Source organism: Pleurocapsa sp. PCC 7327, assembly GCF_000317025.1.
Lineage (GTDB): Bacteria > Cyanobacteriota > Cyanobacteriia > Cyanobacteriales > Microcystaceae > Hydrococcus.
Genome location: NC_019689.1, coordinates 185,570 through 197,513, shown reverse-complemented (window position 1 = coordinate 197,513; position 11,944 = coordinate 185,570). Strand labels below are relative to the sequence as shown.

Sequence of the window (11,944 nt, the reverse complement as noted above, 5' to 3'; positions counted from 1 at the left end):
ATTAGAGATTTTCTTCTCTAGCTACTAAAAGCTTTTTATAAAAAGCTAATAATTGTTGAGCTAAAGCTTTATTAGTATAGTTTTCCATGACTCTTTTATATCCCATCCAAGCTAACTTCTGCGACAATTCTGGGCGTTCTATTATCTGCCGAATACAATGGCGTAATGCTTCAAAATTGCCTTCGGGAAACACTAAACCTGCCTCGCCAATAACATTAGGAATTTCCCCAGAATTAGAACCGATTACTGGTATTTTAGTTGCCATCGCCTCAATCAAAACATGACCGAATTGTTCTTTCCAACCAGCAGCCGTTAGCGTCTTAAATCGATCGGTTGTTTCTGATGGCAAAACCAGCACATTCATTAAATTAATATAGCAAGGAACTTCATGGTGAGGAACACTTTCTAGAATAATTAATCTGTCTTGAATTCCTGCCTTGCTAGCCTCTGTAATAATTGTTTCTTTGAGACTTCCTCTTCCTAATAACAACAGCTTCCAGGGCAATTCTTGTAAACCTGTCAAGGCTTTAACTAGCGTTAAGATCCCTTTTTCTGGGACGAAACGTCCTACGAATCCAACAACAAATTCCTCAGATTTAATCCCTAATTGAGAAGCTAATTCGGGTTGGAGACGACGAGAAAATAGCCGTTCGTCTACTCCGAGTTGAGGCATGACTGTTACGGCTTTTTTATAGCCACGATCCCGCAGAATCTCGGCAGCATCTAGATTGCCAGCAACCAGTCCATCAGTATGAGCGAGATTGTAATTTTCTAAAACTGAGACAGGAAATTTGGATTGATAGGGAAGATTCCACCAAGTAAAGAAAACATTTTTTGCCTTCAATCCTAACAAGCGATTGAGTGTAATTAATTGAGCATAGGCAAAGGATTTCGCTCCTTGTTCGACTTGAATAATTTGCGGTCTAAACTGTTTTAGTAATTCAATAATATCCGTTCCAAAAGTCAGCAATCCCTGATTATTTTGACTGAAATTTGAGATAGGAACGACGCGAAAACTGCGATCGCTCCAAGCTTTGGTTTCAATAATTCGGTTCTGAACGCCACCCGGTTGCCATCGCTTCGGAACAACGACAGTTACTTCAACTCCTGGTTCTAGGTGCGCCAAAGTTCTTAATTTTTCGCAATTAAGATCGACGATATAGGTATGGCTGGCTACTAATATTCTCATAAAAAAAGTTCATCTTTCTGCTGTTAGGATTCTTTAAATACTACATAATTTCCACCTTAACGAAATTGATATAGTAGTCAGTCTAAGTTTATCTTTCAATCGAATGCTCCATATATCTAAAAATTGTTAGATTGCAAGAGAATCTTAGCCAGATGCAATGCTTCTCCAGCCGTGGAAATTTTGCCTTCGATGTAGGCTATTTGCAGCTCAGTGAGTAATTTGCCGATCGCCGGACCAGATGCAAGGCCAAGATGTTTTATCAAGTCGTGACCCTTAACTAATGGCTTGGGATGAGCAACGGGATCGCTCCTATCGAAATAGCGATTAGCTAGCATGGCAATTGCATCGCGATCGACTCCTACAGCCATGGCTAACAACGCTAAAGTTGGAAAAACGTCTCCCACGCCTAAGAAGAAAAAATATTGCTCTCTAAGGCTCATAGAAGTAGCATTCTGCTGCAATTGAGGCAAATATTTTAAAGCCGTTGTAATCGTCCGAATATGGGCGCGAGAGTACTTTAATTTAACTAGCTCCATTTCGGCTTCTTCTGGATTAGAAGCCAACAAGCAGGCAAGCTTTGCCATCTCGATGGTTTCTGGAGATAGGGAAAAGGGTTTATTAACGAGATCTGGCAAGATGTCAGCCGACCGTTCTACCCTTTCGACTTGTTGTAATTTTTCTGCCGTTGTATTTTTAAGCCAAGGTTTGAGCAACCCATCTTCCCAAGCTGCCGCCAACCAAATATTTCCTCTGCTGGGATGAGCCAGTAAATGCCCCAACTCGTTTTGTACCCTTTCTGCCGCTATTGTGCCCAGCAGAGGCGCTAATTGACGAATCGTTGCTCTCGTAGTTGCTTCGATGGTGAAATTCAGTTGGGCAGCTTGGCGGTAAGCTCGTAATAAACGCAGGGGATCGTCTTTAAGATTGCCTTGCGACACCATTCTCAGCTTTCTTTGCTCTAGATCGACTAATCCCCCTAGCGGATCGATTAACTCCTGTCGGTGGGGATTGTAAGCGATCGCATTAATGGTAAAATCCCGTCGTCGTAAATCGGTTTCTAGGCTGTCTCCTTCCTGCTGGGCAAAATCTACCGTCCCCTGTTTAAAGACTACTCTAGCAATCCGACGCTGTTCGTCTAGGACGACGAATCCAGCTCGATAGTGCTCGGCAATTCTTCGTGCCACCTCTACCGCTAATTCTGGCAAAACAAAGTCTAAGTCCAAATAATCTCTTTGGCGATCTAGCAGCGCATCGCGTACCGCACCACCAACCAGACAAGCCGTCGGCGGCAGACAATCTATACTGAAAGGCAAATGGTTCCCAAGTAAAAGCGCTAATTTTTTTTGCCAGAACATTCAATTCAGAACTTTAGAAAAATCAATACTTTACAAAAATCAATCTAAAGAGTTGGTCATCAATGGCTTGCCTGAGCTAGATTAACAAAAAAGTGGGATCGAGTTAGAGCCATGTGTATTTGTGTGAACTGCTACTTTATCGATCGCTGCCAAACTTACCACTCGGTAGAACATCAGCATCAACAACCCCATTTAACCGAAAATCCTGATTTCGAGCCAAACGAACCTACTATCAACGTCAATATTCGTACTAAAGGCGAATACATTGAAATGGAGTGGGATGTTGTCGGCTGCAACAGTTTCTTGCGCGAAACTGGCAAATGGGCAAAACTTCGCCCCGGCGAACCAATACCAACTTAAAGGTAAAAGGCAAAATTTTTTCCTTCTTCCTTTTTCTTTGAAATTGACACTTATGCCTGGATCGCGTCAAGATGTGATAAGAAGTAAACCTTTGTAAAGAACGGTTTAAATGTCATTAGAGCTTTTGTCGCTAGATAACATCCAGGAATTTGCAAGTCAATACGGTTATTGGGCTGTCTTTATTGGGATCGCTTTAGAAAATATGGGGATTCCCATTCCTGGCGAGACAATCACTATAGTTGGAGGCTTCTTAGCGGGGAGTGGGGAGTTAAACTACTGGCTTGTGCTGGCAAGCGCGATCGCAGGAGCGGTTTTTGGCGATAATTTAGGTTACTGGATCGGCAGGAGCGGTGGCTGGCAATTTTTATTGCAGTTGGGACGCTTTTTTAACATTCACGAACACCAACTAGAAAAAGCGAGAAAACAGTTCGGTCTCAACGCTCCTAGAGCCGTATTTTTCGGTCGATTTGTCACGTTGTTGCGGATTTTTGCCGGACCAATGGCGGGAATCGCTCAAATGCCCTACTCGCAATTTTTATTGTGTAATTTTGGTGGAGCTGCTATTTGGGCATCGATTATGGTAACTTTATCGTTTTTCTGCGGACGATTAATTCCTTTGCATCAATTGGTACATGGAATTACCCAATTTGGAATTCTGGCTCTGCTGTTGGTCGTAGCCTGGGTTACCGTAACCTATTGGCGAGGATCTCGCAAACTGAAACAACAGGCTGGAGGATGAAGAGAAGGTAGATCTCCCGTTTTTGAAAAGTTTAATTAAAATGAGTATTTAGAAAATATTTTGAGAAACTCCAAACGAGAAAAAGGTTTCGTCAGATAATCGGTCGCTCCAACCATCTTAGCTTTGGCGCGATCGGGAGTTCCTAGATTTGCCGTCGCGATCGCGACTGGCTTCGTCTTTAGCAAAGAGTAATTTCTAAAAGCATAATCATAAAAAAATCTCGCCTTTGTAAAAAATAATAAAAGTTAAACTAAGGATAGAAAACTCTATTCGAGTTCGAGAGATACTGGTTGGCATAACGAGCTATAAATGAAGGCAAAGGAGAACTAGCAAAATCCGTTTTTTGCATCTTAAATAGACTCGCAATCGGATCTATAAGGAGGGATATATGGAAAAAAATATGGCTTTTTGGAATAAAGCAGCCAAAGAATCCGCTCAGTCTTGGACTGAAGCAATGGCTCGAGTGTGGATGAGCTGGATGGCTTTGATGGGTTTTGAGACCGTGCCTAATGCCAATGGTGAAAAGCCAGCCTCAGACAAAGCTGAAGAAAAACAGAAAGTGCGATCGCACGCAAGCGACTCGCCAACAGTTGAATCCAGCGAAGCAAATTCTGTCGATACTTCCAGCGACCAGATTCCTGCAAAAACAGCGCCAGCAGACGAAAGCGATCTGCTCAAACAGCAGTTGGAAGCCAAAGACCGTATGATTAAAGAGTTACAAGAGCGATTGGCTGTCGAGCAAAAACTCCCCAAAGAACGGATAGAAAGCTATGAGGCACTGCAACAGCAGTTGGAAGCCAAGGAGCGGGATATTAGCTATTTACAACAGCAGTTGGAAGTCAAGGAGCGAGATATTAGCTACTTACAAAATCAGTTAGCCTTTGAGCGAAAGCTAGCCAAAGAAAAAGCAGAAAGTTATGGGAATTTGCAACAGCAGTGCGAACAACAAGCTAAACTGATCGTTAGACTGAAAAGTCAAGTGGCAGAGTTGCAAAGTCCGTCAGCGATCGCGTCTTGGCAGCTTAATAAATGGCGCTATCGGACATTTTCTAGCTAAAGGCACGGTCAAAATTTACTTGACTAAAAAGAGCGATCGCGTTGTTGAAGAAATCGCTCCTAGTTGTTTCAGGAATTCTAACGTTGGCATTAGTTCCCTATCCTTTACCTGACTCCTAGATTAAAAAAGATAGTCGCGCGACGGATACTATTTTGGCTGCCTTGACTGCTAATCGTGAGCGATCGCAAGTTTTTAAACAGCGGTTTGACAGCCAATTCAACGACGCGAACCAGGGGAAATTTTTCGTCGAGAATTGGTTCGCTTTGATTCCAATCGATATAGAAATAACCATCATTTTCGGTTGGCAAGGCAGAAATTGCTTGTTGAAATTTTTGGCTATTGACTAGGGAACGTTCTGCATCTTGCAAGGCTTTTGCCATCGCTTCCACAGAAGTAGCAAAAATCTCGTATTTATCGACGCTCGTATGGACTCCGCTGACCGTTGCCTGCAAACGCGCCAAACTATCCAATCCTTTCCCAGCAGAAGTCGATAGTTTCGTCCATGCAGTGACAGTCTTATCTAGTAGGGGCAAATTGCCAACGCTATATCCTTGTTCTTTTGCCAGCGCATCTAAATGTGCGATCGCTTCGTCAGCATTCGCATCGGCCGTTTTCTCGGCAATAAAGATCCAATCCGGTTCGCCTCCATTGGGGTGCGGTACCAGAGCGAGGCTATATTCGCCTCGAACCCAATCAAAAATTTCTTGAGGCAAATTAATTCCTAGAGGTTCTTGCAGGAGGTTAAGCGCTTGATTGAAAATTTGCTGAAGTGGACTATCGGGTTCTAATCCCGTCTCGATTTGCGTCCAAAACTGCTTTAAATTCGTCCCCGCCGCCGTCAAAATCGCGTCGCCGGGGACGTATGCCAAAGCTCCCACGGGTGCGGCTAACGCAGGCGCTTGGTTTTCCGCTCCCGCTACGCCGATAAGTGCCGTCTGAGCAACCAATCCCTGGGACTTCAGCGATAGGGCTACCGTAAGTATCTGTCGCACTTCGGGGGTTTCTGGCGCGGGAGCATTGGCGATCCAGGCAGAAACGGCAGGAAGGTTAGCGTAGACAACGCCGATTCGAGGTTCGAGGATGGTTTGCAGAGCTTCCTGATAATAGGGAGAATTTTTTAAGTTGAGAGCTGCTACTTGAACGTTGTTAATGGCATCTCGCAACACTTTGGGATCGTTGGCAAAGAGAACGAAATCGCCAACGACGGCACTGGCAAGAAAACTGGTCTTTAGCGGGGGTTGCAGGGGTCGCTTGTAAATGAGATCGATTCCTTTGTATCGTTCAAAAACGAGATCGAAAGTGCCCGCGATCGCCTGTTTGGAATAGGATAATTGGAGGAACTCCCGCGCCAGTTCCGGATCTTTCGTTCTCACCACGAGTAAATAGCCCGGTCGCACTCCGTTAGCCGGATCGCGATCGAAGTCGAGAGAAGTGACCGAGAGGGTGATTTCATCCCCAATCCAGGGTCGAATTTCTTTTTGATAGTCCAAACCCGTGTTGGCTAATAAACTTCTTTCTACTTGTTCTATCTCGCCGCGCGATCGCCGTCGGTTTTTGGGATAGGCGGTTAATTGTGCAAAGGACTCCAGGCGATCGGGATTGACCAACAGCGACACCATTACGGGGGCTTGTTTGGGAACGAAGATCGCCGCCGTTGGTTGGTCTGTCACTCCTCCTTTGACCAAAGGGAGCGGACTTTGAGCCAAAATCCAATACAAACTCCCGCCAGCAATAGCTAACAGCACGACGGCAACGGTGGCAAGAACGAGCAAAAAAGAGCGAAGTTTCACGGCTATCAGTTATCAGTTATCGGTTGTCACTGATTTGGGTTATACCATTGCTAAAAAAGAGCGCTAAAGATGCTCCTTGAGGGAGCCTGATACCCAGCGCTGCTGACTAATTGTCAATTGCGAATTGGTATTTTAGGTCTTCCAATGGTCTAGCATACCTTGCTTGGGGCGCGATCGCTCTTTCCATTTGCTAATCTATTAACAAATATTCCTATAGAAGTATCTTCTCAAAAAGGTTATGGAGCGATCGATGTCCCAAATTAGCGTTGAAGAATTGGCACTACGTCTTGCCAAACGAGATTCCCAATTGCAATTGATTGACGTGAGAGAACCCGAAGAAGTGGAAATAGCCTCTCTCGAAGGATTTGAGGTACTTCCTCTCAGTCAATACGAACAATGGTCACAACAAATTAAGACGCGCTTCGATCCCGATGTTGAAACGTTAGTAATGTGCCACCATGGCGTGCGTTCCGCTCAGATGTGCCAGTGGTTACAAAATCATGGCTTTACCAATGTTAAAAACGTTGCCGGCGGGATCGATGCCTATTCTCTTTTAGTCGATCCCAACGTGCCTCGATATTAGAAGGCGGAAGTGAAGACACAAGGCAGTTACCAGTGATTCGATTTTAAAGGTAAACCTCTTGGTCATTAGTCATTAGTCATTTGATGAAAGGATGAAAGTATTGGGGATTGGGGATGAGTTAGTAGGGGCGAGTTTATCTAAAAATGCTAGAAATTTATCAACACTTAGGATCAAAAACCCGCCCGTACAGTGGTTAGTAGTTTGCCTCGTTCCTCTTCTTCCTCTTGTGCCAGTGTTCCCCTCTCCCAGTCGCCACCCCTACCCACGCTTCTCTTAACTCTCCCAGGTTCCTCTATCCTCCGCCCTTAGAAAGTTTCTTTACTCGACCTCCACAGTTGGAAAAGTTATCTTAAAGAGGGAATATATCTGTGGGGTTTACATTTTTAGTACTTAACCAGTTATACTGACGAAAATTCATTGGATAACCTTTTTAAAAAAATCTGTTTCTTTGTTGCTATACCGTATGATCGAGCGACCATACTTAACAGAACGCTATCAAAATATTCTTAAAGCAACGATTCAACACTACATTGCTACGGCAGAACCTGTCGGCTCAAAAACCTTGGTTGAAGAGTACAATTTTAGCCTAAGTTCGGCGACAATTCGGAATGCGCTGGGACGATTAGAAAAAGAAGGTTTATTGTATCAACCTCACACTTCTGCCGGGCGAATTCCTTCGGATTGGGGATATCGAATTTATGTCGACAGACTGATTGTACCGGATGAGAAAATAGGACGGAAAATCGAACAACTGCTGAACCAACAATTAAATTGGGAGAAGTGGAGTTATGAGGCTCTTCTGCAAAGGGCGACGCAAATTCTCGCTAATTTAAGCGGTTATATTGCTTTAATTACTATGCCTCAAACGTCTCCCAATCAATTGCGTCACTTACAGCTCGTTCGAGTTTCTTCCTCTCAAGTAATGTTAATTATCGTCACGGATAGCTATCAAACTCAATCAGTTTTGATGGATACATCCAATCTGGGATTAGAAGAAAGCCAGGAAAATTTGGAAGGAGTCGAAGAAGAATTGCAAATTTTAACTAACTTTTTGAATAGTAAATTACGCAGGCGATCGCTGACAGAATTAGTGACTTTAGATTGGCAGGAAATCGATCAAGAATTTACGCGGTATGCTAATTTCCTAAAAACGTTATTAAAAGAATTAAGTCATCGCTTTCACTATTCTCCATTGATTCCAATTATGATTCATGGAGTTTCCGAAGTATTGCGACAGCCAGAATTCTCTCAACTGCAACAAGTGCAAACTTTATTGCACTTGTTAGAAGAGGAACAAGATCGACTTTTGCCGATTATTTTTGAATTCCCCGAATCAGAAACGCTCAGCAGGCGAGTTAGTATAAAAATCGGCTCGGAAAATCCGCTAGAATCGATGCGTTCTTGTACCTTAATTTCTGCCGTTTATCGACAGGGAGATAATCCAGCAGGTAGCGTGGGCATTATCGGTCCGACACGCATGCTTTATGAAAATATCATTCCTTTGGTCGAATCGACAGCCGACTATCTATCCGAGGCACTGAGTTAACTGAGTTTTATCGGGTTATTTTCCAGCGTTCCTCATGCTATTACAGATGACTCATCGCTGATAGCTGCTCGCTGGTTAAAGCACTTGTGCCCTCAACCAAGCGACAGGCAACGACAGAATTTTTTCTCCTTTAGAAACAAAAGCTCTTTTGGTGAAAACATCGTACTGGTTGCGTTCGATCGCGTCTAAAATGCCTTGATAGAGCATCAAAGCCGCCCAAACGGGCAAACGAGAATCTAAGTAGCGAATTCCTTTTTCTGCTTGATGATAATATTGTCTCGCCCGTTGAATTTGAAAGCGCATTAAGGCACGCCAGCGATCGTCGATAACGCCTTTCATTAAGTCTTCTTCGGTGTAATCAAAGAGCCTTAAATCTTCGAGAGGGAGATAAATTCGACCTCGTTGAGCATCTTCTCCAACATCTCGGAGAATATTAGTCAATTGCATGGCAATTCCTAGCGCGATCGCTTCTTCTCTTGGTTCATAAAGTTTTTGTTGACTTTCCCAAGGAACGGTACTATTGCTATTGCCGATTCCCCATATAGGATTAGTAATTAATCCGACTGTTCCTGCTACTCGATAACAGTACAGTTTAAGCTCTTCAAAGGTTTCATAGCGATTGCGATCTAAGTCCATCCTTTGTCCCGCAATCATGTCTCGAAAGGGTTGAATATCGATAGAGAAATTTTTAACCGTGTCGGTTAAAGCTACATCCATATCGTCTACAGGATGCCCTGCAAACAGTAACTCAAGTTGTTGCTCCCATTGTTCTAGAGTTGTTGGAGTTGTAGACTCTGACTTCACGCCATCTACCAATTCATCAGTGCGACGACACCAGGCATAAATAGCCCAAATGGCTTTGCGTTTTTCTTTTGGTAGCAACAGAGAGCCAAGGTAGAACGTCTTGGCGTATTCTGCCGTCATGTGGCGGCAGAATTCGTAGGACTCAGAAAGGGAGACTAGCGGTTTTTTGGGTGGGGTTGGTTTAGGCAATTGCAGCATTCATCGCTTCTCAGAACGATTATCCGTTTAAGAGGTGAAGGATGGTGTTTGACCGCTCCTCAGCCATTAAACATTTAGAATTGTCTCATTCGATTAGCAATCTGAATATTAACAATTCAAAATCAATGACACGGCAAGCAACTTAACTCGTCACCAACGGGGCTTCTCCTTCGACTGTTGAAGAAGAAGCGACTGGCTTTGGCGAGTAATCTTGCGCGATCGCAACGGCAGCTAATTTGCCAGAGAGAACGGCTCCTTCCATACTTCCCAGATATTCCTGCATGGTGTAACTTCCTGCAAGATAGAAGTTAGCAATGGGAGTTTTCTGAGACGGACGGTGGGCTTGTCTTCCCGGTACGGCTTTGTAAACCGATCGCGGTGTTTTCACCACGCGATATTTTAGCAATTTAGCAGGTTTTTCGCTCTTAAAATGAGCGGGAAAGAGTTTTTCTAATTCTGCCATCGTTGCGGCAATAATTTCTTCATCGGATTTATTAATCCATTCTTGGGCGGGTGCTAGCACTAACTCCAACATGGAACGATCGGGGTTAGCATATTCCCGACAGGTGTTGCTCATATCGGCGTAAACGCTGAGCAAGGGCGAACGGGAGAATAATAAATGATCGATGTCGGTGAGCTTGCGATCGAACCAGAGGTGTAAATTTATAACTGGAACCCCTTCTATCCCCTCAAGTTTTCTGAAGAAATCGATTTCCCGCCAAGGTTGGGGTAACATAACCTTCAAAGGATCGACAGACATAGCACAGACATAAAGATCTGCTGTCAAGACTTCATCGGGTTCGCCGTTGAGTCCTCGCAGCAGAAATCCTTTGACCGTTCTATCTTCGTTCAGCAAAATCTCTTTGAGCGGCGCGTTTAATCTCACCTGTCCTCCCCGTTCGGTGATATAGTCTACCATCGGTTGGCAGAGCCGCTCTGTGGGCGAACCGTCTAGGAAGGCTACCTTAGAACCATATCGCTCTTTTAAAAAGCGATTGAGGGCAGTCAGGGGAATCGTTGCCGAAACCTCTTCGGGGTTGATGAAGGTAAGTGCTTTGGAGGCAGCAATAAAAATATCGCTATTGACCCGTTCGTCAACGCCTTGCCGTCTCAGCCACTCTAAGAGGGTGTATCGATCCATGGCTTCGACATATTTCTGTCCCCGAATTACGGCAGGCAGCAAGCCAATAGCAAAGCGAATCTTTTGCTCCCAGGTGAGCATGTCATTGTTGCGGAGAATTGACGTAATGACATTGAAGGGAGCGGGGATATCGGGAACGTCAAAGCGAGAATAGGTTCCTGGTTTTTCTGGTTGATTAAAAATCAGCGTATGTTCTTTCCACTGAAGGCGATCTTCGATCCCCAGTTCTTTGAAGAGTTGGAGCATGTTGGGATAAGCTCCAAAAAAAACGTGGAGCCCCGTTTCGTACCAGTCTCCATCTTCATCTTTCCAAGCGGCAACTAACCCTCCCAAAACATCGCGACGTTCCAGGACAATGGGAGTGTATCCTGCATCGACAAGATACTTGGCACAAGAAAGTCCGGCTAAACCTGCTCCAGCGATCGCAACTCGCATGTTTAAATTTTTGAATCTCTATTTATGCTGAATGTTTATTGTGTCATTCCATTATACTTTGCATTTCGTTACATTTTGAGTCGATCGCAGAACTATTAAAAAATAATTAAATTTAATTGGAGCTGATGCGATGCAACCTTGTGATTGGGCGATCGAACAACTACCTGGACTGAGCTAAGAGCAACAAGCTCGACTTAAGGCTTGCGGAATCGTGACTACATTTCTCTTCTAAGAGGGTAAATTTACTTGCCAGAAAAATATTTGACAAACTAGCGTGATTATTGCTATTATGCTAATCGGCTCAAAAATGGGACTGTAGTTCAATTGGTTAGAGCACCGCCCTGTCACGGCGGAAGTTGCGGGTTCGAGCCCCGTCAGTCCCGTTCTATACTTTTAGTACAGTAAGATAATAGACAGAAAGCGAGGAATCGTTTCTCGCTCTTTGAAGTGTCTTTCTGAAGATAAATTTAACATCGTGACCAATCCGCAAATAACAATCGATCGTCTAAGTCAGATTCTCGAACAAATTAATCAAAAGTTAGACAAATTTGAGGGAAGATTTGATAAACTTGACGAACGCCTTAATAAATTAGAAGTAGGGCAAGCCAGATTAGAAGAGAAAGTTGATGGCTTAAGCAAGCGAGTCGATAGCGTCGATTTCATTAATCGTGGCGTATTTGTCGCCTTAATTATCGCAATATTGGGTGGATTTGCCAAGATATTTGGGTTTATTGGCAACCCGTAATT

At 44.0% G+C, this 11,944-nt stretch carries 12 protein-coding genes and 1 tRNA gene; 7 read left to right on the top strand and 6 right to left on the bottom strand.

The window, feature by feature from the left end; all coding sequences use genetic code 11:
• Position 1: 1 nt before the first annotated feature.
• Both hpsO and PLE7327_RS00850 read right to left on the bottom strand, forming a co-directional pair.
• Positions 2-1,189, bottom strand: coding sequence for a hormogonium polysaccharide biosynthesis glycosyltransferase HpsO (hpsO, locus tag PLE7327_RS00855; RefSeq protein WP_015141962.1), 1,188 nt, complete (start codon positions 1,187-1,189; stop codon positions 2-4).
• A 116-nt stretch (positions 1,190-1,305) separates the two neighbouring features.
• Positions 1,306-2,544 carry a CCA tRNA nucleotidyltransferase gene (locus PLE7327_RS00850; protein ID WP_015141961.1) on the bottom strand — a complete coding sequence of 413 codons (1,239 nt, stop codon included), beginning with the start codon at positions 2,542-2,544 and terminating at the stop codon, positions 1,306-1,308.
• 111 nt (positions 2,545-2,655) lie between these two features.
• Between PLE7327_RS00850 and PLE7327_RS00845 the strand changes: the two genes are divergently transcribed.
• Both PLE7327_RS00845 and PLE7327_RS00840 read left to right on the top strand, forming a co-directional pair.
• Positions 2,656-2,904 (top strand): Ycf34 family protein, encoded by a 249-nt coding sequence (locus PLE7327_RS00845; protein ID WP_015141960.1) that lies wholly within the window; start codon positions 2,656-2,658, stop codon positions 2,902-2,904.
• A 109-nt stretch (positions 2,905-3,013) separates the two neighbouring features.
• Positions 3,014-3,643, top strand: coding sequence for a DedA family protein (locus PLE7327_RS00840; RefSeq protein WP_015141959.1), 630 nt, complete (start codon positions 3,014-3,016; stop codon positions 3,641-3,643).
• A 35-nt stretch (positions 3,644-3,678) separates the two neighbouring features.
• Here the strand turns inward: PLE7327_RS00840 and PLE7327_RS24170 are convergent, their stop codons facing one another.
• Entirely contained in the window at positions 3,679-3,828 is a 150-nt protein-coding gene (locus PLE7327_RS24170; protein ID WP_144266072.1) for a response regulator, read from the bottom strand.
• 215 nt (positions 3,829-4,043) lie between these two features.
• On the opposite strand from PLE7327_RS24170, the gene PLE7327_RS00835 reads away from it, so the two are divergent.
• On the top strand, positions 4,044-4,700 hold the full coding sequence (locus tag PLE7327_RS00835; protein WP_144266071.1) for a hypothetical protein: 657 nt from the start codon (positions 4,044-4,046) through the stop codon (positions 4,698-4,700).
• A gap of 104 nt (positions 4,701-4,804) precedes the next feature.
• Here the strand turns inward: PLE7327_RS00835 and PLE7327_RS00830 are convergent, their stop codons facing one another.
• Positions 4,805-6,490 carry a DUF3352 domain-containing protein gene (locus PLE7327_RS00830; RefSeq protein WP_015141957.1) on the bottom strand — a complete coding sequence of 562 codons (1,686 nt, stop codon included), beginning with the start codon at positions 6,488-6,490 and terminating at the stop codon, positions 4,805-4,807.
• A gap of 250 nt (positions 6,491-6,740) precedes the next feature.
• On the opposite strand from PLE7327_RS00830, the gene PLE7327_RS00825 reads away from it, so the two are divergent.
• Positions 6,741-7,073: a rhodanese-like domain-containing protein gene (locus PLE7327_RS00825; protein ID WP_015141956.1), complete on the top strand. Its 333-nt coding sequence runs from the start codon at positions 6,741-6,743 to the stop codon at positions 7,071-7,073.
• A 463-nt stretch (positions 7,074-7,536) separates the two neighbouring features.
• A complete protein-coding gene (gene hrcA, locus PLE7327_RS00820) occupies positions 7,537-8,619 on the top strand; it encodes a heat-inducible transcriptional repressor HrcA (RefSeq protein ID WP_015141955.1) in 1,083 nt (360 codons plus the stop codon).
• Between the two features lie 75 nt (positions 8,620-8,694).
• Here hrcA and crtB read toward each other — a convergent pair whose 3' ends face one another.
• Complete coding sequence (gene crtB / locus PLE7327_RS00815) at positions 8,695-9,621, bottom strand: 15-cis-phytoene synthase CrtB (RefSeq protein WP_015141954.1); 927 nt, start codon at positions 9,619-9,621, stop codon at positions 8,695-8,697.
• A 142-nt stretch (positions 9,622-9,763) separates the two neighbouring features.
• Complete coding sequence (pds, locus tag PLE7327_RS00810) at positions 9,764-11,197, bottom strand: 15-cis-phytoene desaturase (protein ID WP_015141953.1); 1,434 nt, start codon at positions 11,195-11,197, stop codon at positions 9,764-9,766.
• A 309-nt stretch (positions 11,198-11,506) separates the two neighbouring features.
• Between pds and PLE7327_RS00805 the strand changes: the two genes are divergently transcribed.
• Positions 11,507-11,580 (top strand) — tRNA-Asp (locus PLE7327_RS00805).
• A 92-nt stretch (positions 11,581-11,672) separates the two neighbouring features.
• On the top strand, positions 11,673-11,942 hold the full coding sequence (locus PLE7327_RS00800) for a hypothetical protein (RefSeq protein ID WP_015141952.1): 270 nt from the start codon (positions 11,673-11,675) through the stop codon (positions 11,940-11,942).
• Positions 11,943-11,944 lie beyond the last annotated feature (2 nt).

Coding starts and splice junctions, on each gene's coding strand:
- hpsO (WP_015141962.1), bottom strand. CDS start 1,189: ATGAGAATATTAGTAGCCAGCCATACCTATATCGTCGATCTTAATTGC.
- PLE7327_RS00845 (WP_015141960.1), top strand. CDS start 2,656: ATGTGTATTTGTGTGAACTGCTACTTTATCGATCGCTGCCAAACTTAC.
- PLE7327_RS00825 (WP_015141956.1), top strand. CDS start 6,741: ATGTCCCAAATTAGCGTTGAAGAATTGGCACTACGTCTTGCCAAACGA.
- hrcA (WP_015141955.1), top strand. CDS start 7,537: ATGATCGAGCGACCATACTTAACAGAACGCTATCAAAATATTCTTAAA.
- crtB (WP_015141954.1), bottom strand. CDS start 9,621: ATGCTGCAATTGCCTAAACCAACCCCACCCAAAAAACCGCTAGTCTCC.
- PLE7327_RS00835 (WP_144266071.1), top strand. CDS start 4,044: ATGGCTTTTTGGAATAAAGCAGCCAAAGAATCCGCTCAGTCTTGGACT.
- PLE7327_RS00840 (WP_015141959.1), top strand. CDS start 3,014: ATGTCATTAGAGCTTTTGTCGCTAGATAACATCCAGGAATTTGCAAGT.
- pds (WP_015141953.1), bottom strand. CDS start 11,197: ATGCGAGTTGCGATCGCTGGAGCAGGTTTAGCCGGACTTTCTTGTGCC.
- PLE7327_RS00850 (WP_015141961.1), bottom strand. CDS start 2,544: ATGTTCTGGCAAAAAAAATTAGCGCTTTTACTTGGGAACCATTTGCCT.